The sequence below is a fragment of the Pseudomonas sp. NFR09 genome (genome assembly GCF_900111535.1).
GTDB classification, from domain to species: domain Bacteria; phylum Pseudomonadota; class Gammaproteobacteria; order Pseudomonadales; family Pseudomonadaceae; genus Aquipseudomonas; species Aquipseudomonas extremorientalis.
In genome coordinates this window covers 103,134-124,143 of record NZ_FOIH01000018.1, presented here as the reverse complement: position 1 = coordinate 124,143, position 21,010 = coordinate 103,134, and the positions used below count along the sequence as shown (strand labels likewise).

At 61.3% G+C, this 21,010-nt stretch carries 21 protein-coding genes; 13 read left to right on the top strand and 8 right to left on the bottom strand.

The features are described 5' to 3' along the window. Nucleotides 1-412: 412 nt before the first annotated feature. Nucleotides 413-1,906, bottom strand: coding sequence for a CoA-acylating methylmalonate-semialdehyde dehydrogenase (locus tag BMX59_RS29865; protein ID WP_093128564.1), 1,494 nt, complete (start codon nucleotides 1,904-1,906; stop codon nucleotides 413-415). Nucleotides 1,907-1,945: 39 nt separating this feature from the next. Then, nucleotides 1,946-3,295 carry an omega-aminotransferase AptA gene (locus BMX59_RS29860; RefSeq protein ID WP_093128561.1) on the bottom strand — a complete coding sequence of 450 codons (1,350 nt, stop codon included), beginning with the start codon at nucleotides 3,293-3,295 and terminating at the stop codon, nucleotides 1,946-1,948. Between the two features lie 126 nt (nucleotides 3,296-3,421). Here BMX59_RS29860 and BMX59_RS29855 point away from each other — a divergent pair, with 126 nt between their 5' ends. The 6 genes from BMX59_RS29855 (at nucleotide 3,422) to BMX59_RS29830 (ending at nucleotide 9,381) form a co-directional block, all read left to right on the top strand. After that, nucleotides 3,422-4,342: a LysR family transcriptional regulator gene (locus BMX59_RS29855; protein WP_071491553.1), complete on the top strand. Its 921-nt coding sequence runs from the start codon at nucleotides 3,422-3,424 to the stop codon at nucleotides 4,340-4,342. Between the two features lie 80 nt (nucleotides 4,343-4,422). Then, entirely contained in the window at nucleotides 4,423-5,817 is a 1,395-nt protein-coding gene (locus BMX59_RS29850; protein ID WP_071491554.1) for a uracil-xanthine permease family protein, read from the top strand. A gap of 87 nt (nucleotides 5,818-5,904) precedes the next feature. Further along, a complete protein-coding gene (locus BMX59_RS29845) occupies nucleotides 5,905-6,564 on the top strand; it encodes a TetR/AcrR family transcriptional regulator (RefSeq protein ID WP_093128558.1) in 660 nt (219 codons plus the stop codon). A 12-nt stretch (nucleotides 6,565-6,576) separates the two neighbouring features. Continuing rightward, complete coding sequence (locus tag BMX59_RS29840) at nucleotides 6,577-7,158, top strand: IMPACT family protein (RefSeq protein ID WP_093128555.1); 582 nt, start codon at nucleotides 6,577-6,579, stop codon at nucleotides 7,156-7,158. Nucleotides 7,159-7,192: 34 nt separating this feature from the next. Further along, nucleotides 7,193-7,879 carry an SDR family oxidoreductase gene (locus BMX59_RS29835; RefSeq protein WP_092250053.1) on the top strand — a complete coding sequence of 229 codons (687 nt, stop codon included), beginning with the start codon at nucleotides 7,193-7,195 and terminating at the stop codon, nucleotides 7,877-7,879. Nucleotides 7,880-8,025: 146 nt separating this feature from the next. Continuing rightward, nucleotides 8,026-9,381: an 8-oxoguanine deaminase gene (locus tag BMX59_RS29830; protein ID WP_093128551.1), complete on the top strand. Its 1,356-nt coding sequence runs from the start codon at nucleotides 8,026-8,028 to the stop codon at nucleotides 9,379-9,381. Here BMX59_RS29830 and BMX59_RS29825 read toward each other — a convergent pair whose 3' ends face one another. Next, a complete protein-coding gene (locus tag BMX59_RS29825; protein WP_071491557.1) occupies nucleotides 9,382-10,473 on the bottom strand; it encodes a calcium:cation antiporter in 1,092 nt (363 codons plus the stop codon). Nucleotides 10,474-10,667: 194 nt separating this feature from the next. On the opposite strand from BMX59_RS29825, the gene BMX59_RS29820 reads away from it, so the two are divergent. After that, complete coding sequence (locus BMX59_RS29820; protein WP_092250047.1) at nucleotides 10,668-11,621, top strand: adenosine deaminase; 954 nt, start codon at nucleotides 10,668-10,670, stop codon at nucleotides 11,619-11,621. 50 nt (nucleotides 11,622-11,671) lie between these two features. Here the strand turns inward: BMX59_RS29820 and BMX59_RS29815 are convergent, their stop codons facing one another. Together BMX59_RS29815 and BMX59_RS29810 are read right to left on the bottom strand one after the other, a co-directional pair. After that, nucleotides 11,672-12,361, bottom strand: coding sequence for an ArsR/SmtB family transcription factor (locus BMX59_RS29815; protein ID WP_092250044.1), 690 nt, complete (start codon nucleotides 12,359-12,361; stop codon nucleotides 11,672-11,674). Nucleotides 12,362-12,498: 137 nt separating this feature from the next. After that, the gene (locus tag BMX59_RS29810) at nucleotides 12,499-13,425 is read right to left on the bottom strand and encodes a LysR family transcriptional regulator (RefSeq protein ID WP_071491560.1); all 927 of its coding nucleotides are present in this window, start codon (nucleotides 13,423-13,425) and stop codon (nucleotides 12,499-12,501) included. A gap of 118 nt (nucleotides 13,426-13,543) precedes the next feature. Here BMX59_RS29810 and BMX59_RS29805 point away from each other — a divergent pair, with 118 nt between their 5' ends. The 3 genes from BMX59_RS29805 to BMX59_RS29795 all read left to right on the top strand — a co-directional run bounded on the left by BMX59_RS29805 (nucleotide 13,544) and on the right by BMX59_RS29795 (nucleotide 15,205). Next, nucleotides 13,544-13,837, top strand: a complete 294-nt coding sequence (locus BMX59_RS29805; protein ID WP_092250040.1) for a putative quinol monooxygenase — start codon at nucleotides 13,544-13,546, stop codon at nucleotides 13,835-13,837. 25 nt (nucleotides 13,838-13,862) lie between these two features. After that, nucleotides 13,863-14,876, top strand: a complete 1,014-nt coding sequence (locus BMX59_RS29800) for a zinc-binding alcohol dehydrogenase family protein (protein WP_093128544.1) — start codon at nucleotides 13,863-13,865, stop codon at nucleotides 14,874-14,876. A gap of 146 nt (nucleotides 14,877-15,022) precedes the next feature. Continuing rightward, complete coding sequence (locus BMX59_RS29795) at nucleotides 15,023-15,205, top strand: hypothetical protein (protein WP_071491563.1); 183 nt, start codon at nucleotides 15,023-15,025, stop codon at nucleotides 15,203-15,205. Nucleotides 15,206-15,213: 8 nt separating this feature from the next. Here the strand turns inward: BMX59_RS29795 and BMX59_RS29790 are convergent, their stop codons facing one another. Next, a complete protein-coding gene (locus BMX59_RS29790) occupies nucleotides 15,214-16,407 on the bottom strand; it encodes a Bcr/CflA family multidrug efflux MFS transporter (RefSeq protein WP_058423620.1) in 1,194 nt (397 codons plus the stop codon). A gap of 85 nt (nucleotides 16,408-16,492) precedes the next feature. After that, the gene (locus BMX59_RS29785) at nucleotides 16,493-16,690 is read right to left on the bottom strand and encodes a heavy-metal-associated domain-containing protein (protein WP_092250031.1); all 198 of its coding nucleotides are present in this window, start codon (nucleotides 16,688-16,690) and stop codon (nucleotides 16,493-16,495) included. A gap of 147 nt (nucleotides 16,691-16,837) precedes the next feature. Between BMX59_RS29785 and BMX59_RS29780 the strand changes: the two genes are divergently transcribed. From BMX59_RS29780 to cueR, 3 genes are all read left to right on the top strand, one after another. Next, nucleotides 16,838-17,218: a hypothetical protein gene (locus tag BMX59_RS29780; protein WP_071491565.1), complete on the top strand. Its 381-nt coding sequence runs from the start codon at nucleotides 16,838-16,840 to the stop codon at nucleotides 17,216-17,218. Nucleotides 17,219-17,284: 66 nt separating this feature from the next. Continuing rightward, nucleotides 17,285-19,486, top strand: a complete 2,202-nt coding sequence (locus BMX59_RS29775; RefSeq protein ID WP_093128540.1) for a heavy metal translocating P-type ATPase — start codon at nucleotides 17,285-17,287, stop codon at nucleotides 19,484-19,486. Then, nucleotides 19,483-19,884, top strand: a complete 402-nt coding sequence (cueR, locus tag BMX59_RS29770; protein ID WP_092250025.1) for a Cu(I)-responsive transcriptional regulator — start codon at nucleotides 19,483-19,485, stop codon at nucleotides 19,882-19,884. The genes BMX59_RS29775 and cueR overlap by 4 nt, the downstream gene beginning before the upstream one ends. A 133-nt stretch (nucleotides 19,885-20,017) precedes the next feature. Here cueR and BMX59_RS29765 read toward each other — a convergent pair whose 3' ends face one another. Beyond that, nucleotides 20,018-20,917, bottom strand: a complete 900-nt coding sequence (locus tag BMX59_RS29765; RefSeq protein WP_014716761.1) for a PA4780 family RIO1-like protein kinase — start codon at nucleotides 20,915-20,917, stop codon at nucleotides 20,018-20,020. Nucleotides 20,918-21,010: the final 93 nt, after the last annotated feature.

Sequence of the window (21,010 nt, the reverse complement as noted above, 5' to 3'; positions counted from 1 at the left end):
CATTTGCTGTCAAGTGATTATTTTCAGAAGTTTTCGAAGATTTCTTCAACAACTTCAACCACTTGCGCTTCCGATCTCTCGTTAGCGGGAGGCGAATTCTACAGCGTTACACGCTGCTGTCAACACCTCTTTTTCTCCGCTTTCGACCGAGAGGATCGAAACGTTAATAGAGCCAGACAACACTGCCCTATCAACTGCTTCTGGGCTTCGATGAACTGAAGCAAGTCGCTGTCGAATTCTGCGTAACTCTTTGTTTACCAAGGAGTTTTCCGTTTCGACTGCGCCGGAAGTGGGGCGAATTATAGACTTCCAGAATCTGCCGTCAACACCTTTTTTCATATTTCTGTCACACAGGTCAAAAAACTCCCAGAAACGCAAAAGCCGGCCCCGAGGGGCCGGCTTTCTGCACTACTTACAAACTAGGGAAAGCAAATTGCGAGGCTTCATGACTGGCCCGCTGCGGCCAACGCTGGGTAATCGCCTTGCGACGAGTATAGAAACGCACCCCATCCGGCCCGTAGGCATGCAGATCGCCAAACAGCGAACGCTTCCAGCCACCAAAACTGTGATACGCCACCGGCACAGGCAATGGAACATTCACCCCCACCATACCCACTTCAATCTCGTCACAGAACAGACGCGCCGCTTCACCGTCACGGGTGAAGATACACGTACCGTTACCGTATTCATGGTCGTTGATCAGTTGCATGGCCGCTTCCAGGCTATCCACCCGCACAACACACAACACCGGCCCAAAGATCTCTTCTTTGTAGATACGCATTTCAGGCGTCACATGATCAAACAGACTACCGCCCAGGAAGAAACCTTCTTCATGGCCCGCAACACTCAGTCCGCGCCCATCAACCACCAACCTGGCACCCGAAGAAACACCGTCTTCTATATAGCCACTGACCTTATCCCGCGCCTGGCCAGTCACCAGCGGCCCCATATCCAGGCCACAAGACGTCCCCGCCCCGATCTTCAGTGCCTTGACCTGCGGCACCAGCTTGGCGATCAACGCATCCGCCACTTGGTCGCCCACGCACACCGCCACCGAGATCGCCATGCAACGCTCACCGCAGGAACCGTATGCTGCACCCATCAGAGCGCTGACGGCGTTATCCAGATCCGCATCCGGCATCAGCACCGCGTGGTTCTTCGCCCCACCCAATGCCTGTACGCGCTTGCCACGCTTGGTTGCCTCGGAGTAGATGTATTCGGCAATCGGCGTCGAGCCCACGAAGCTAAGCGCCTTCACTTCCGGCGCCTCGATCAGCGCGTCCACCGCGCCCTTGTCACCGTGCACCACGCTGAGCACGCCTTTGGGCAGCCCGGCTTCCTGCAACAGTTGTGCAATCAGCAATGTCGAGCTCGGATCACGCTCCGATGGTTTCAGGATGAAACAGTTACCGCAGACGATCGCCAGCGGATACATCCACAGCGGCACCATTGCCGGGAAGTTGAACGGGGTAATACCGGCCACTACGCCCAGCGGCTGGAAATCCGACCATGCATCAATATTTGGTCCTACATTACGGCTGTACTCGCCCTTCAGAATCTCTGGTGCCGAACACGCGTACTCAACGTTCTCGATGCCACGCTTCAACTCACCGGCGGCATCTTCCAGCGTCTTGCCATGCTCTTCGCTGATCAGTTGCGAAATGCGCGCTTCGTTCTGTTCCAGCAATTGCTTGAAACGAAACATCACCTGGGCACGCTTGGCCGGCGGAGTATTACGCCACGCCGGGAACGCCGCCTTGGCTGCGTCGATCGCCTGCTGGATGGTTTCACGGCTGGCCAACGGCACTTGATGAATCACTTGGCCGGTCGACGGGTTGTACACGTCGGCACTACGGCCGGAATCATTGATCAACTCACCGTTGATCAAATGCTGGATAAGGCTCATGCGGGGCTCCTGAAAAGTTGTTCTATATAGAAGGAGAAATCAGTCGATCTTGTTCAGCACTTCGCCGACCGCATCGAACAGGCGATCCAGGTCCTGCGGCTTGCTGTTGAAGGTTGGCCCGAACTGCAGGGTGTCACCGCCAAAGCGCACGTAGAAACCCGCTTTCCACAAAGCCATGCCGGCCTCGAATGGACGCACGATGGCATCACCATCACGCGGGGCAATCTGGATCGCGCCGGCCAGGCCGTAGTTGCGAATATCGATCACGTTCTTGCTGCCCTTCAAGCCATGCAGCGCATTCTCAAAGTGCGGGCCGACTTCAGCGACGCTCTGCACCAGGTTTTCCTTCTGCAACAGGTCCAATGCCGCCAGGCCCGCCGCGCAGGCCACCGGGTGCGCCGAGTAGGTGTAGCCGTGGGGGAATTCCACCGCGTACTCCGGCGTCGCCTGGTTCATGAAGGTCTGGTAGATCTCGCTGCTGGCAATCACTGCGCCCATCGGGATCGCGCCGTTGGTGACTTGCTTGGCGATGCACATCAGGTCCGGGGTCACGCCGAAGCTGTCGGCACCGAACATCGAGCCGGTACGGCCGAAACCGGTGATCACTTCATCGAACACCAGCAGGATATTGTGCTGGTCACAGATCTCACGCAGACGCTTGAGATAACCCTGTGGCGGCACCAGCACGCCAGCGGAGCCGGCCATAGGTTCGACAAACACTGCAGCGATGTTCGACGCGTCGTGCAATTCGATCAGCTTGAGCAGTTCGTCTGCCAGCGCGATACCGCCCTGCTCCGGCATGCCACGGGAGAAGGCATTGCTTGCCAGCAAGGTATGCGGCAAATGGTCAACGTCCATCAAGCCCTGGCCAAACAGCTTACGGTTGCCGTTGACGCCCCCCAGGCTGGTACCGGCAATGTTCACACCGTGATAACCACGGGCGCGACCGATCATCTTGGTCTTGGTGGCCTGGCCCTTAAGGCGCCAGTACGCACGCACCATCTTCACCGCCGTATCGGCACACTCGGAGCCAGAGTCGGTGAAGAACACATGGTTCAGGTTGCCTGGGGTCAGGTCGGTAATCTTTTCCGCCAACCGGAAGGACAATGGATGACCGTACTGGAAGCCCGGCGAGTAGTCCAACGTGCCCAGCTGCTTGGCGACCGCGTCCTGGATTTCCTTGCGCGTATGCCCGGCACCACAGGTCCACAGGCCCGACAACGAGTCATACACCTTGCGGCCCTTGTCATCGGTCAACCAGCTCCCTTCGGCGGCCACGATCAGGCGCGGGTCACGCTGGAAGTTTCGGTTGGCGGTGTATGGCATCCAGTGCGCGTCCAGCTTCAATTGGCTGGCCAGGGACGATGGTGCATTTTCGGGCATGTTCATCAGCAAAACCTCGCAGGGCAAAAGGCAGCGTCGGGATTGAAAAAGCGTTGTTGCAGCTAAATTGCCACGGCGATAAAGTCGGTGAAATCCAACTCTTCTAACCTTCAGTCAGGCCTTCACTAAACTATGAGCAGCCGTCGACCCGACCCCTTGGCCCAAGTCAGCGACTTCGACATCCGCCTGCTGCGCATCTTTCGCAGCGTGGTGGAGTGCGGCGGCTTCTCCGCGGCGGAAACCGTGCTGGGCATCGGGCGTTCGGCGATCAGCCAGCAAATGAGCGACCTGGAGCAACGCCTCGGATTGAGACTGTGCCAACGCGGCCGCGCCGGCTTCTCCCTGACCGAAGAGGGCCGCGAGGTCTACCAGTCGGCCCTGCAACTGCTGAGTGCCCTGGAAAGCTTTCGCACCGAGGTCAACGGCCTGCACCAGCACTTGCGTGGCGAGTTGATCATCGGCCTCACCGACAACCTCGTCACCCTGCCCCACATGCGCATCACCCACGCGCTCGCACAACTGAAGGAGCGCGGGCCTGACGTGCAGATCCAGATCCGTATGATCGCCCCCAACGAAGTCGAACAAGGCGTGCTCGATGGCCGCTTGCATGTGGGCGTGGTGCCGCAGGCCAGCGCCTTGTCGGGGTTGGAATACCAGCCGCTGTACAGTGAACGTTCATTGCTCTACTGCGCGGTCGGCCACCCGTTGTTCTATGCCGACAACAAGCAACTGGAAGATGCACGCATTGACGCCCAGGACGCCATCGCCCCGACCTTCCGTCTGCCCGCCGAAATCCAGGCCCATTACCAGGCGCTCAACTGCACGGCCAGCGCCTCCGACCGCGAAGGCATGGCGTTCCTGATCCTCACCGGCCGTTACATCGGTTACCTGCCCGACCACTACGCGAGCCTTTGGGTACAACAAGGCCGACTGCGTGCGCTGAAACCGGCCACGCGTTTTTACGATTTAAGCCTCGCATCGGTCACGCGCAAAGGCCGGCGCCCCCATTTGGTGCTGGAAAGCTTCCTGGAAAGTCTCGCGGCAACCCGCTAACTCGGCCTCGCAGCTAAAAGCTGAGCAGTTGGACAGCTTTTTGCAACAGCCCAAGGACATAGACCTTGAGTTTGCCCGCCATGTCACCAGAAACGTCCAACAGCAGCGATCTTATCTACGGGCTCAACGACCGCCCGAAACCCGGACCTGCCTTACTCGCCGCCCTGCAACATGTACTTGCTGCATTTGTCGGCATCATCACCCCGCCGCTGATCATCGGCTCCGCCCTGGGGCTCACCGCCCATCTGCCCTACCTGATCAGCATGGCGCTGATGGTCTCCGGTGTCGGCACCTTCATCCAGGCGCGCAGGCCCTTCGGTATAGGCGCCGGGATGATCTGCCTGCAAGGCACCAGCTTCGCGTTTCTCGGCGCGGTGCTGTCGGCAGGTTTCCTGGTAAAACAACGCGGCGGCAGCCCGGAAGACATCATGGCGATGATCTTCGGCGTGTGCTTTTTCGGCGCCGTGGTGCAGATCGTGTTGAGCCGCTTCATCGGGCAGCTGCGCCGAGTCATCACGCCTCTGGTCACCGGAATCGTCATCACCCTGATCGGCATCAGCTTGATCAAAGTCGGTATCACCGACCTCGGCGGCGGCTTCAATGCCGCCGACTTCGGCGCGCCGACCAACCTGGCGCTGGGCCTGTTCGTGGTGTTGACGATCATTCTGCTCAACCGCTCGAATACACCTTGGGTGCGCCTCTCGGCCATCATCATCGGCCTCGCCCTCGGCAGCCTGGCCGCCTGGTTCAGTGGCAAACTGGTGCCTCAAGCCCTGCCAGATCTGCCGCTGGTCAGCCTGCCGATCCCGTTCCGCTTTGGTTTCAACTTCGACTGGAGCGCGTTCCTACCGATCGCGCTTATTTATCTGATCAGCAGCATCGAAACCGTTGGCGACCTCACCGCCAACTGCATGATTGCCCGCCAACCCATCAGCGGCCCTTCTTATATAGGCAGACTCAAGGGCGGCGTACTCGGTGATGGCGTGAGCTGCATGATCGCCGCCACCTTCAGCGCCTTCCCCAACACCACCTTCGCGCAGAACAATGGTGTAATCCAACTCACCGGCGTGGCCAGCCGCTACGTTGGCCTCTACATCGGCGCGGTGCTGTTTTGTCTCGGTCTGTTTCCAATGATTGGCGCCGTGCTGCAACAAATCCCCAAGCCGGTGTTGGGCGGCGCCACCCTGGTGATGTTCGGCAGTGTGGCCGCTGCTGGCGTGCGCATCCTCGCCCAGGCACCGCTGGACCGGCGCAGCATGCTGATCATCGCCACTTCGTTTGGCGTCGGCCTGGGCATCGCCGCCCAACCGAACCTGCTGCATCTGATGCCGACGCTGGTGCAGAACCTGTTTGACTCCGCCATCACCAGCGGCGGGCTGACGGCCATCGTGTTGTGCCTGTTGCTGCCCGAAAGCAAGGCCCCCAGCGCTGCCGCAAACAAAGCACCGGAAAGCGACAGCCTGGAACCGCTTTGACGGTTTTATTGCATCAGGACTTGTCTGAGGCTTGAGGGTGGGTTATCTGTGCACACGTCGTCTCAATCGATCAGCACGGAAACCTCCATGAGCCTCGAAGTTCCTGCCCACAGCACCCACGCCGGTAAGCCCGCCAGCCGCATTCGGCAAAAGAACGAACAAGCGATTCTGCAGGCGGCTGAAGACGAGTTCGCGCGCCATGGCTACAAAGGCACCAGCATGAACACCATCGCGGCCAGTGCCGGGCTGCCCAAGGCCAACTTGCATTACTACTTCACCAACAAGCTGGGCCTGTATATCGCGGTGCTCAGCAATATCCTCGAGCTGTGGGACAGCACCTTCAACACGCTGACCGCCGAAGATGACCCGGCCGTGGCGCTCACCCGCTACATCCGCACCAAGATGGAGTTCTCGCGTCGCCAGCCCCAGGCTTCGCGAATCTTCGCGATGGAGATCATCAGCGGCGGCGAATGCCTCACCGAATATTTCAGCCAGGACTACCGCGCCTGGTTCAGCGGCCGGGCAGCCGTGTTCCAGGCCTGGATCGACGCTGGCAAGATGGACCCGATAGACCCCGTGCACCTGATCTTCCTGCTGTGGGGCAGCACCCAGCACTACGCCGACTTCGCCACCCAGATCTGCCGCGTCACCGGTCGCACCAAGCTGACCAAGCAGGACATGGAAGACGCCGGCACTAACCTGATCCATATCATCCTCAAGGGCTGTGGCATCAAGCCCGCCCATTAAACGAAGCGACTTATGCCTTTCACGCTCACCGGCCTTTGCGAGTTTCGCGAAGAAATACGCAAAAGCCGCTTTATCACCCTCGCCGCACCGATCACCAGCCCGCAGGACGCCCAGGCGTTTTTCGAGCAACACAGCGACTTGAACGCCACGCACAACTGCTGGGCCTGGAAACTGGCCGATCAATACCGCAGCAACGACGATGGCGAACCCGGCGGCACCGCCGGGCGGCCGATCCTGGCGGCCATCGAGGCACAGGGCTTCGATCAGGTGGCGGTGCTGGTGATTCGCTGGTACGGCGGCATCCAGCTGGGCACCGGCGGTCTGGCCCGGGCCTATGGCGGTGGAGCGAACAAATGCCTGCAAACCGCCGATCGCATCGAACTGATCAGCCGTGTCCCCTTGAGTTGCGCTTGTGGCTTCGCCGAGTTGAACCTGGTGAAACTGCGAGTCGCCGAACTGGGTGGGCTGGTGGTCGAAGAAACCTTCACCGCCAATGGCGTCGAGCTGCAACTGGCCTTGGGCCAAGCGCATATCGACACCCTGCAAATTCAACTCGCCGACCTCAGCCGTGGGCGTATCCTGCTACAACGCTGAACTCCGTGAACCGCGACGCTAAAGGAAGCTTTTCATGTCTACGCCAAAAACCGCACTGATCATCGGCGCCTCCCGCGGCCTGGGCCTCGGCCTGGTCAAGCAACTGCTTCAGGACGGCTGGGAGGTGACCGCCACCGTGCGTGACCCGAGCAAGGCCGATGCGCTGAAAGCCGTTGGGCCGGTACAGATCGAGAAGCTCGACATGGACGATCAGCAAGCCGTGATCGCCCTGAGCCAACGCCTCAAGGCCAGCACCTTCGACCTGCTGTTCGTCAACGCCGGCGTCAAGGGCCCTGCCAACCAGGAGCCGGGCCACGCCACCCTGGCCGAAGTCGGCCAACTGTTTTTCACCAATGCCGTAGCGCCGATCAACCTGGCCCAGCGTTTCGTCGGGCAGATCCGCAAGGACACTGGCGTGCTGGCGTTCATGAGTTCGGTGCTGGGCAGCGTGACCATCCCGGACGGCTCGGACCTGGCGCTGTACAAAGCCAGCAAGGCGGCACTCAACTCCATGACCAACAGCTTCATCACTCAGTTGGGTGATCACAAGCTGACCGTACTGTCGCTGCATCCGGGCTGGGTGAAGACTGACATGGGCGGCGAAAACGCCCATATCGATGTCGACACCAGCGTGCGCGGCCTGGTTGACCAGGTGAACGCCTACACCGGCAAAGGCGGCCATCACTTCATCGACTACAAAGGCGACACCATCGCCTGGTAAGCGGTGCGGGATTGTTATCGACCGATTGCCGTCGATAACAATCCGCGCGTAGACTGCCCACCTCGCCCTCACGGGCGACCCTGGATCAGCAGACAGGGCAACACTGAGCTGGCAAACCTGAACCCATCATTCAGAGGAGCCGGCCAATGCCTGCGACCCGTATCTGGTTAAAAAAACCCCTCGCGATTTTCACGGCCAACGGCCTCGACGCCCGTGGCGGCCTGGTGCTGCAGGACGGTGTGATCACCGAGGTGCTGGCCCAGGGCCAAGAACCCACGCAGCCCTGCGCACAGGTGTTCGATGCCCGTGAACATGTGGTCCTGCCGGGGCTGATCAACACCCACCATCACTTCTATCAAACCCTGACCCGCGCCTGGGCACCGGTGGTCAATCAGCCGTTGTTTCCCTGGTTGAAGACCCTGTACCCGGTCTGGGCACGGCTCACCCCGGAAAAACTCGCACTGGCCAGTAAAGTTGCGTTGGCCGAACTGCTGCTCTCGGGCTGCACCACGGCGGCAGACCACCACTACCTGTTCCCCGAGGGCCTGGAAAACGCTATCGACGTGCAAGTGCAAAGCGTGCGCGAATTGGGCATGCGCGCCATGCTCACCCGCGGTTCCATGAGCCTGGGCGAGGCCGACGGTGGCCTGCCGCCGCAACAGACGGTGCAACAGGGCCAGGTCATCCTCGAAGACAGCCAGCGCCTGATCCGTGAATACCACCAGCGGGGCGACGGCGCGCAGATCCAGATTGCCCTGGCGCCCTGCTCGCCGTTTTCCGTCACCCCGGAAATCATGGAAGCCAGCGCTGAACTGGCCAATCGCCTGGATGTGCGCCTGCACACCCACCTGGCGGAAACCCTCGACGAGGAGGATTTCTGCCTGCAACGTTTCGGCCTGCGTACCGTGGATTACCTGGACAGCGTCGGCTGGCTCGGTCCGCGCACGTGGCTGGCCCATGGCATTCACTTCAACCCGGATGAAATCGCGCGCCTGGGCGCTGCCGGCACCGGCATCTGCCATTGCCCAAGCTCGAACATGCGCCTGGCGTCCGGCATCTGCCCGACCCTGGACCTGCTCGCGGCCGGCGCACCTATCGGCCTGGGCGTGGACGGTTCCGCGTCCAACGACGCGTCGAATATGATCCTTGAAGCGCGCCAGGCTTTGTACATCCAGCGCCTGCGTTACGGCGCGGAAAAGATCACCCCGGAAGGTGTGCTGGGTTGGGCGACCAAAGGTTCGGCGCAGTTGCTGGGGCGTACGGATATCGGTGAGTTGGCCGTAGGCAAGCAGGCCGATCTGGCGCTGTTCAAGCTGGATGAGCTGCGCTTTTCCGGCAGCCACGATCCGATTTCGGCGTTGCTGTTGTGCGGCGCCGACCGTGCGGACCGGGTAATGATCGGCGGCAAATGGCGCGTGATCGACGGCCAGGTCGAAGGCCTGGACCTCAAGGGCCTGATCGCCGATCACACCCAGGCCGCGCGGCAGCTGATCGCTGGCTGATTACAACCCCAACAGCGACAGCATGATAAAGGTCGCAAACAGCACGAAATGGGTCATCCCTTCGATGGCGTTGGTTTCGCCATCGTTGAGGTTGATCGCGCTGACGATCAGCGTGATAAACACCATCACGGTCTGCACCGGCGTCATCGCCATCTGGAACGGCTGCCCGGTGTAGAGCGCCATCGCCTCCATCACCGGCACCGTCAGGATCACCGTCGACAGCGAAGCACCCAGCGCGATATTCACCACCGACTGCATGCGGTTCGCCAACGCCGCCCGCAACGCGGTCAGAATCTCCGGTGCTGCCGAAATGGCCGCGACCACGATCGCCGTGATCACCGGCGGCGCGCCTGTGCCTTCCAGGCCCAGGTCCAAGGTCTTGGACATCACCTCGGCCAGTGCACCGATCACAATCACCCCAAACACCAGCGTGCCAATGGAAAACGCCAGGTTGACTGGCGGCGCTTCCTGTTCTTCCGGCAGTTTCTTGCGGCGCTTTTCCGGGTAGCTGTAGCTGAAGAAGTAACTGTGCGGCCCAACCTGCATGCGCAGGAACAGGGTGTACAACACCACCATCGCGCCAATGGTGAAGGCCGAATAGATTTTCCAGTCGGCTTCGGGGATAAATTCCGGCACCACCATCGACACACCCATGGCGGTGAGGATCATCACGCTGTAGGTGCGTGCCGAGTCATCGTTGTAGGACTGTTCACCATGCTTGATGCCGCCCATCAGCGCGGCCAGGCCGAGGATCCCGTTGATGTCGAGCATCACCGCAGAATAGATGGTGTCGCGCACCAGGGTGGGCGATGGCTCATTGCTCATCATGATCGCCAGGATCACCACTTCCACCAGCACGGCGGCGAGGGTGAGGATCATGGTGCCGTAGGGATCGCCGACTTTTTCCGCGAGCTGCTCGGCGTGATGGGCCACGCGCATCGACGCCACCACGATAAAGCCGATCAGCACCACACCGGCCAGCAGCGCCGTGATTTGGCCACTATGGAGCATCCAGTGCTCCAGCGGATAGGCAGCGATGGCGGCAATCAGCGCCAGCAGCATGAATTTTTCTTGCTTGAGGGATGTGAGCATTCCGGGCCTTTTAGTACGGCAAATCAGTCATTGATGGGGTACAGACTGCGCCAAGCCGCTAACGTTTCGTTACACCTTAGTTCACAACGCCCTTGCGTGAATGCAACGAAAGCAATCCTGCTGGTCAGGTTTTGCCGATTATTTCAGCCATGGCCTGTAGAATGCCTTCATTGCACCTGATGAGAATTTAGAAAATGTACGATTGGCTCAACGCCCTGCCCAAGGCTGAACTGCACCTGCATCTGGAAGGCTCGCTGGAGCCGGAGTTGCTGTTCGCCCTGGCCGAGCGCAACAAGATTGCGCTGCCGTGGAACGACGTCGAAACCCTGCGCAAGGCCTACGCCTTCAACAACCTGCAGGAATTCCTCGACCTGTATTACAAGGGCGCCGACGTGCTGCGCACTTCCCAGGATTTCTACGACCTGACCTGGGCCTATCTGCTGCGCTGCAAAGCGCAGAACGTGATCCACACTGAACCCTTCTTCGACCCGCAAACCCACACCGACCGTGGCATACCGTTCGAAGTGGTACTCAACGGCATCGCTGCGGCGCTGAAAGATGGCGAGCAGCAACTGGGGATCACCAGCGGCTTGATCCTCAGCTTCCTGCGCCACCTGAGCGAAGCCGAAGCCGAAAAAACCCTCGACCAGGCCCTGCCGTTCCGCGACGCGTTCGTAGCCGTGGGCCTGGACAGCTCTGAAATGGGTCACCCGCCAAGCAAATTCCAGCGTGTGTTCGACCGTGCCCGCCACGAAGGCTTCCTCACCGTCGCCCACGCCGGTGAAGAAGGCCCGCCGGAGTACATCTGGGAAGCCATCGACCTGCTGAAAATCCAGCGTATCGACCATGGCGTACGCGCCATCGAAGACGAGCGCCTGATGCAGCGCATCATCGACGAGCAGATCCCACTGACCGTGTGCCCGCTGTCCAACACCAAGCTGTGCGTGTTCGACGACATGGCCCAGCACAACATCCTCGACATGCTCGAGCGTGGGGTGAAGGTGACCGTGAACTCGGATGACCCGGCGTACTTCGGCGGTTATGTCACCGAGAACTTCCACGCGTTGTACAGTTCACTGGGCATGACCCAGGACCAGGCCAGACGCCTGGCGCAAAACAGCCTGGATGCGCGACTGGTCAAACCGTAATACCCGTGGGAGCCGGCTTGCCGGCTCCTGCACAGTCAATGCCTGGACCATCACTCAGGCACGGCCAACCGGCTGATCGCCCTGCGCCCGATGGCACTGACCTGCAAGGCCTGGGACTCATTGCTCACGCAGATCCAGTTCGACTGCAAAAACAATTGCAACAACCCCGCCCCCAACGCACCGCCCAGGTGCGGCTGCTGCTGGCTCCAGTCAAAGCAGTTACACACCAGCGGCGACGCCAATGCCTGGGTAAAAATCCCCAGTTTTGCCAAGTGCTGGGCGCCCTTCACCGTGACATCGGGACGCTGTTCGTAGCGCTCGATCCAGCCTGCGTCCAGCAGATGTTGATACAACTGCGCCCCCAACTCGCCACCAAGGTGCCCATGGCACAAACGGGCATGACGTAACGACGGCGGAGCAATCAGGGTCGGCGGCAAAGCATCCGGCGCGCTGCGCGCAGCGCAGGCCATGGTGGTCCTGGCCAGGGCATCGATGGCTGCACTGACATCCGGCGCCGCCACGCGAAACAGGCGCTTGCCACGCCTGGCTTCCACACGCAGCAAACCGCCTGCGGTCAGTCGCGCCAGGTGCGCATGGGCGGAGGTCGTGGACAAACCGGCGAACGTCGCCAACTCTATCGGTGACTTGGCTGAACCGTCCATCAAGGCCCACAGCATGGCGGTGCGCTTGGGCTCGGCGAGCAAGCTGGCGATCTGACTGATGCAAGGTGCTGCTTCCATCTTTTCACTCCCTGTTGGCTTATTTTTCTACTGATGTGGGAGCCAGAGTATAGGGGCGCAAACCACCGGTTCCACGGCGTCTGACAGCGCGGATAGGGACAGGACCTGAGTGAAATTTCCTGCTCTGATGGAAGGCGCTACGTCGCGCTCAATCGCTCCGGCCATTGAGCGGTCAACGTCGCACAGCGAGATACGAGCATTTCCCGCAACAGGTTGATGGGCTTGCTCAGTTGCGCACGATGGGCACACAGCAGATTGAGCGGCGTGCGCTCACCACGCAGCTCCGGCAGGATCAGGCGCAAGCGGCCCGCGAGCACATCGGTGCTGACATCCAGCCAGGATTTGTAGGCAATCCCCACACCCGCCACCGCCCAACGACGGACCACGTCGGCATCGTCACTGAAGCGGTCCCCCGTGACGGTCAAGCTCACTTCACGTTTGCCGTCGTGGAACGTCCAGTGGTCATGAACCCGGCTTCCGAGCATATAGAGCAGGCAATTGTGCTGGGCCAATTGCTCCAGGTGCCGAGGCTGACCATAACGGGCGAGGTAGCTGGGGGAGGCACACAGCACGCGAACATTCTCCGGCGCAACCGGCAGCGCGATAAGGCTCGAATCCTCGGGCTCACCATAGCGCAGGGCAATATCCACCGGCTGGCGAAACAGGTCGGCAATCCGATCACCCAACAGCAGACGCACGGTAAGTTGCGGATACTCACGCTGAAATTCATCCAGCCACGGCAGCAACTGGTTACGCCCGAAATCCGACGGGGCGGACAGCTGCAGCACGCCGCTGACATGGTCCTGGCCGCTGGCCAATAAACGGCGCCCCTCGTCCAGTGAACTCAACGCAGCACGGGCATACTCCAGGAAGCCCTCGCCTTCGGCCGTCAGGCGCAAGCTGCGGGTGGAACGCGCCAGCAAGCGCGCGTCCAGTTGCTGTTCGATACGCTTGAGCGCGGCGCTGGCTACGGCGGGCGACAGGTCCATCACCCGTGCCGCTGCGGACAGGCTGCCGAGGTCCGCCGCCCGTACAAACAACTGCAAATCATCAAAGCGCAGCATGTGTTCCCGCCCATTATCAAAATTTCATTGAAACAGACTGCTGTTTTAGCCGCTTTTATCTGCGCGGGAAATAGCCAATCATCTGTGCATCCCGTTCATCACGTGTCTGGAGTTGACTATGTCCACCGCCTTTAACGTCATTGCCACGCTGATCGCCAAACCCGGCCAACAAGCCACCCTGGAACCCTTGCTGCGCGGCCTGCTGGAACCCACGCGCCTGGAGGCCGGTTGCGAACAATACGACCTGCACCAAGACCTGCAACACCCCGAGACCTTCTACATGCTCGAACGCTGGAGCGACGAAGCGGCGCTCGCCGACCACGACCAGAGCGCGCATATCCAGAGCTTTCGCACCCAGGCCGCTGATGTAATCGAACACTTCGAACTCAAGCGCCTGAAATTTCTCGCCTGATCATCGCCCTTTTTCTGGAGCCATCATGAAAGCCATTGCCTACTACGCCTCACTGCCGATCAACGATCCAAACGCCTTGCAAGACATCGAGCTGCCAGCGCCCGTCGCCGGCCCGCGTGACCTGCTGGTGGAAGTCAAAGCCATCTCGGTCAACCCGGTGGACACCAAGGTGCGCCAGAACGTCGCCCCGGAAAACGGCGCCGCCAAGGTGCTGGGCTGGGACGTCGCCGGTGTGGTCAAGGCCGTCGGCAGCGACGTGACGCTGTTCAAGACCGGTGACAAGGTGTTCTACGCCGGTTCCCTGGTGCGCCCAGGCGGCAACAGCGAACTGCACACCGTGGACGAGCGCATCGTCGGCCATATGCCGAAAAGCCTGGGCTTTGCCGAAGCCGCCGCGCTGCCACTGACGGCGATCACCGCCTGGGAGCTGCTGTTCGAACGCCTGCAAGTGCGTGAGGGTAAACAGGATGAAGGCCAGAGCCTGCTGATCGTCGGTGCCGCCGGTGGTGTGGGCTCGATCCTGACCCAATTGGCCAGCCAGCTCACCGCCTTGAAAGTGATCGGCACCGCTTCGCGCCCGGAAACCCAGGCGTGGGCCAGGGACCTCGGCGCCGAGCTGGTGATCGACCACAGCCAACCCTTGAGCGAAGCGCTGAAAAGCGCCGGCCACCCGCACGTGACCCACGTCGCCAGCCTGACCCAGACCGATCATCACCTGGACCAGCTGGTCGAGGCTCTGCAACCCCAGGGCAAGCTGGCGCTGATCGACGATCCCAAGGCGCTGGACGTCAGCACGCTCAAGCGCAAAAGCCTGTCGTTGCACTGGGAGTTCATGTACACCCGCTCGATGTTCGAGACACCGGACATGATCGAGCAGCACAACCTGCTCAACCGCGTGGCCGAACTGATCGACGCCGGCACCCTGAAAACCACGGTGGGCGAACACTTCGGCGTGATCAATGCGGCCAACCTGCGCCGTGCCCATGCGCTGCTGGAAAGCGGCAAGGCCAAGGGCAAGATCGTGCTGGAAGGGTTCTGAAAAAACGGCTTTCAGCGTCGTCCATTATTCATGTGAGTAATGGACGACACCGCTAGTCAGAGAGTTGATCCTTGTCATATTTGTGAGCGTATTCGGGTTTATATTGGCCGCCTTTGCCACGATTCTTTTACGTGAGGAAGTCAGCAATGAAGATCCTGATAAAAGCGTTAGCAAAATCCGCAGGCAATAAATGGCAGGTGCGTCTCGACCAGGACGCCTTCACCTTCCGCACCGAGGCCGAGGCCCGCGCCTTTGCCGACACCCTGCAAGCCCGTATCCAGGCCCCCCACCGTTTCCCCATCAGCCAGCAACGTTCTGCCGCTGGCTGACCCGCTCTTCAGACCTGCGCCTGCAAGGCCCGTTTGCGTTGCAGGCGCTGGGTCGACATCGCAATCGTCACCGCCAGTACACCGCACAAGCTGATGACCATGGCCATCGGCATCGCCGTGCCGTCGTGCAACACGCCGACCAACGAAGCAGCGCCGGCGGCCACGCCAAACTGAATGCAGCCGAGCAACGCCGAAGCGCTACCGGCCCGTGCACCCTGCCCGCTCATGGCGCAGGCCGAAGTGTTAGGCAGAATGCAGCCCAGGCTGGCAATGCAGATAAACAGCGGCACCAGCAATGGCCACAATGCATCGGTGCGCAATGCCGCGATACCCAGCAACGTCAACGCCGCCAACAGGTAGACCCACACACTGCGCGACAGCAGGAACGCCGGGCCGCGCTTGGACAGCAGCCGCGCATTGACCTGCGCCACGAGGATAAAACCCGCCGCGTTGGAGCCGAACAGCCAGCCGTAATGCTCGGCCGGCACGCCATAGAGTTGGATAAACACGAACGGTGAACCGGCGATGTAGGCAAACATCCCGGCAATCGAAATGCCACCGGTGAGGGCATACCCGAGGTAGACGCGGTCCGACAACAAGGCCGCATAGCGACGCAACGAGCCGGACAACGGCTGGCGCGGCTGATGGGCCGGAAAGGTTTCCGGCAACCCGACGGCGACCGCGATGGCCGCCATTACGCTGAATATCGACAGCGCCAGGAAAATCGACTGCCAGCCCCACAGCCCCACCATCAACCCACCGGCCAGCGGCGCGAGGATCGGCGCCAGGCCAGTGACCAGCATCAGTTGGGAAAAGACTTTGGCCGACCCCACCGCGTCGCATTTGTCGCTGACCACGGCACGGGAAATCACCATGCCCGCGCAGCCGCCCAGGGCCTGCACGAAACGCGCGCCAATCAACCATTCCAGTGAAGGCGCAAAGGCGCAGGCGAAGGAGGCCAAGGTGAACAAGGTGACGCCGCTGAGCAGCGGACCGCGCCGACCAAAGCGGTCAGCCAATGGACCGTAGATCAACTGGCCGATGGCCAGGCCGCCGAAATACACCGCCAGGGTCAGCTGGATGTGTTTTTCATCGGTGGCAAAGGCCTTGGCCATGGCCGGGAAGCCCGGCAGGTAAAAATCGATCGCCAGCGGCGCGAAGGCGCTCAAGGCACCCAGGATCAGAATTATGCGGAGGTTCATCGGGCACCCAAGTGAGTCGACAGCCCGATAGTCTAGCCGCGCTTGGGTGCGTTGAACACGATAGCTCGCTAACTATTGGTCCGCGTCAGGCGAGCTTGGCGCTATAGCCCTCGTCTTTGATTGCCTCGATCACTTGCTCGGCAGACAAGCGGCTCTCGACGCCCACCTCTTTTGCAGCCAGGTCGACCTTCACGCTGGCCGCCGGGTCCTGGTTCTGCACCGCCTGGGTCACCGCTCGAACGCAATGGCCGCAGGTCATTCCTTCAACGCTGAATACTTGCATGACATGACTCCTTTGATGAGGTTGGACCCAGTCTCGACCTTGCCACGATGGCAAGGTCAAGTTCCGGAAGTTTCTGCCGGGCTGGTATTTGGCCGCTTCAAAGGCCAAGCTTCACTCATCTTCGATTCACACCACGGAGCATTCGCCATGCGCTGGTCGTTTTTTGCCCTTGCCGGCCTGATGAGCCTGTCGGCCGCCGCGCCCCAAGCATTCGCCGCAGAAGACTATGCGGTGCTGATCATTTCCCGGGAACGCCTGGAGGTGCCGACCAACTGCGAAATCGGTCTGTACCTGAATGACCAGTTGGCGGGTCGGCTGTTCCAGGAGCAGGCCACCTCGTTCAACCTGCCGGCGGGCAACCTGTCACTGCGCCTGAAGTTGCTGCCGGGCCAGTCCCCGGGTTGCCTGCCGGGCCTGCTGGCACCGCCTGCGCAGAACATCACGCTCAAGGTCGGTGATGTGCGCAAGTTGCGCATTGCCCAGGGCCCGGACGGCATGTACCTCAAGCCCGCCGCATTGGAATACTGAAGGCGCTTGACCTTCCCCACAGGTCAAGGTTGATGCTAGGGGCAACTTCTCCTGGAGGACTGCCCCATGAATGGATCCACCACCTTTGACCTGCCCATCGGCGGCATGACCTGCGCCAGCTGTGCCGGCCGGGTCGAGCGCGCGCTGAGCAAGGTGCCGGGGGTGCAAAGCGTCAGCGTCAACCTGGCCAATGAACGCGCCCATGTCGAAGTGCTCGGTGTGATGGACCCCGGCGTGCTGATTGCCGCCGTCGACAAAGCCGGCTACACCGCCAGCCTGCCCCAAAGCGAAACCACCACCGATGCCGATCAGGCCCGGCGCCTGCACCGCGAGCGTTGGTCGTTGCTGCTGGCGATCCTGCTGGCACTGCCGTTGGTATTGCCGATGCTGGTGGAGCCCTTCGGCCTGCACTGGATGCTGCCGGCCTGGGCGCAGTTCGCCCTGGCCACGCCGGTCCAATTCATCTTCGGCGCACGCTTTTATATTGCTGCCTGGAAAGCCGTGCGGGCCGGTGCCGGCAATATGGACCTGCTGGTCGCCATCGGCACCAGCGCCGGTTACGGCCTGAGTATCTACGAGTGGCTCACCGCTCACCCAGGCATGACGCCGCACCTGTACTTCGAAGCGTCGGCCGTGGTGATCGCCCTGGTGCTACTGGGTAAATACCTGGAGAGCCGCGCCAAACGCCAGACCGCCAGCGCCATCCGCGCCCTGGAAGCCCTGCGCCCGGAGCGAGCGATTCGGGTACTGGATGGCCGCGAAGAAGACGTCGCCATCAGCATCCTCAAGCTCAATGACCTGGTGCTGGTGAAACCCGGCGAACGCTTCCCGGTGGACGGTGAAGTGGTCGAGGGTCAGAGCCACGCCGACGAAGCGTTGATCAGCGGCGAAAGCCTGCCGGTGCCAAAGCAACCTGGCGACAAAGTCACCGGTGGCGCCATCAACGGCGAAGGCCGCCTGCTGGTACGCACCCTGGCCCTCGGCGCCGAAAGCGTGCTGGCGCGGATCATCCGTCTGGTGGAAGACGCCCAGGCCGCCAAGGCACCGATCCAGAAGCTGGTGGATAAAGTCAGCCAAGTGTTTGTCCCGGCCGTGCTGGTGCTGGCGTTGATCACCCTGTTGGGCTGGTGGCTGTACGGTGCTTCCCTGGAGACCGCGATCATCAATGCCGTGGCTGTGCTGGTGATCGCCTGCCCCTGTGCCTTGGGCCTGGCCACACCCACCGCAATCATGGCCGGCACCGGCGTTGCCGCCCGCCACGGCATCCTGATCAAGGACGCCGAGGCCCTGGAGCGAGCCCATGAAGTGAGCGCCGTGGTCTTCGACAAGACCGGCACCCTCACCTCAGGCGCCCCGAAAATCGCCCACCTGGTCGCCATGGATGGCAACGAAGCGCGGCTGCTGCAACACGCCGGCGCACTGCAACGCGGCAGTGAACACCCTTTGGCCAAAGCCGTATTGGATGCGTGCAAGGAACAAGGGTTGGCAGTTGCCGATGTGACGGCCAGCCAATCCCTGACCGGACGCGGCATCGCCGCAACCCTGGACGGCCAGTCGCTGGCCCTGGGCAATCGCCGCCTGCTCGAAGAAAACGGCTTGAACGCGGGGGGCCTGGCGGACTCGGCCAAGGCCTGGGAAGCCGAAGGCCGCACGTTGTCCTGGCTGATCGAGCAAGGCGCCCAACCGCGGGTGCTGGGGCTGTTCGCTTTTGGCGATACGCTCAAGCCCGGCGCGCTGGAAGCAGTACGGCAACTCAAGGCCCGGCACATCAGCAGCCATTTGCTCACCGGTGATAATCACGGCAGCGCGCGCGTGGTCGCCGAGGCTTTGGGTATCGACGATGTACACGCCGAAGTGCTGCCCGCCGATAAAGCCGCAACTGTCACTGAGCTGAAGACAACCGGCGTGGTGGCCATGGTGGGCGACGGCATCAACGACGCCCCGGCCCTGGCCGCCGCCGATATCGGCATTGCCATGGGCGGTGGCACCGACGTGGCCATGCACGCGGCCGGTATCACCCTGATGCGCGGCGACCCGGGCCTGGTGCCGGCAGCCCTGGAGATCAGCCGCAAGACCTACGCCAAGATCCGTCAGAACCTGTTCTGGGCCTTTGTGTATAACCTGATCGGCATTCCATTGGCCGCATTCGGCCTGCTCAACCCGGTATTGGCCGGCGCGGCAATGGCCTTGTCGAGTGTCAGCGTGGTCAGCAATGCCTTACTGTTGAAGACCTGGAAACCCAAGGACCTGGAGGATCGACGCCCATGAACATCGGCCAAGCCGCACGCCAGACCGGGCTCAGCGCCAAGATGATTCGCTACTACGAATCCATCGGCCTGCTGAAGCCAGCCCACCGCACCGACAGTGGCTATCGCGTATACGGCGCAGATGACCTGCACACCCTGGCGTTTATCAAACGCTCGCGCGACCTGGGATTTTCTCTGGAGGAAGTCGGCAGGCTACTGACCCTGTGGCAGGACCGGCAACGGGCCAGCGCCGATGTAAAAGCCTTGGCGCGCCAGCATATCGAGGCATTGAACCAGAAGATTCTTGAGCTGGGGCAACTGCGCGATACCTTGCAGGACCTGGTGGAGCACTGTCAGGGCGATCATCGGCCGGATTGTCCGATTCTCAAGGAGTTGGCGTCCGGAAGCTGCTGCGCCTGACCGAATGTGCACAAATCCAATGTGGGAGGGGGCTTGCCCCCGATTGCAGTGGATCAGCTACAGATAAGCCGGCTGATCCACCGCTATCGGGGGCAAGCCCCCTCCCACATTGTGATTTCCAGTTATCTGGAAATCACTGCATCCACGGCGGCGGCGGCGGTTCGTCCGGCACCTTGCTCGGCGGCGCATCGTCCGCCGCGCGAATCGCCTGGCGGCGCTCTTCATCCAACCGCGCCGCTTCGATCTCGCGGATCACACCGCCGACGTCTGCCAGTTCTTCCGGCTCGTCGAACTCACCGGTCAACACGCTGGCAGGGTGCAACGTGCCGGCTTCGTACAGCGCCCACATTTCCTTGGCGTACTTGGTCTTCTTCAACTCCGGGGCAAAGCGCCCGAAATAGGAAGCCATGTTGCCCACGTCCCGCTCCAGCATGCTGAACGCGTGGTTGTTGCCCGCCGCATCCACCGCCTGGGGCAGGTCGATGATCACAGGGCCGGTGGGCGTGAGCAGTACGTTGAACTCGGACAGGTCACCGTGCACCAGGCCGGTACACAGCATCAGCACGATCTGGGAAATCAGGAAGGCGTGGTATTCGCGCGCCTGGTCCGGTTCCAGCACCACGTCGTTCAGACGCGGCGCCGCATCGCCGTACTCGTCGGCCACCAGTTCCATCAGCAGCACGCCTTCAAGGAAGTCGAACGGCTGGGGCACGCGGACGCCCGCACCGGCCAGGCGGAACAATGCAGCCACTTCGGCGTTCTGCCAGGCATCCTCGGTTTCTTTCTTGCCGAACTTGGAGCCCTTGGCCATGGCCCGGGCCTGCCGGCTGTTACGGACCTTACGGCCTTCCTGGTATTCGGACGCTTGACGAAAACTTCGTTTGTTCGCCTCCTTGTAAACCTTGGCGCAACGCAATTCGTTGCCGCAGCGCACCACATAAACAGCTGCTTCTTTACCACTCATGAGTGGGCGCAGCACTTCGTCGACCAGACCGTCTTCGATCAGGGGTTCAATGCGTTTAGGAGTCTTCATCAGCTTTTATTGTGGGTCCTGTATTACCAAACACGCGTATGGCACTCGTTATACGGCAATCAGCTCGCCGGTGGGAGAGGCTAGCGACCGTTG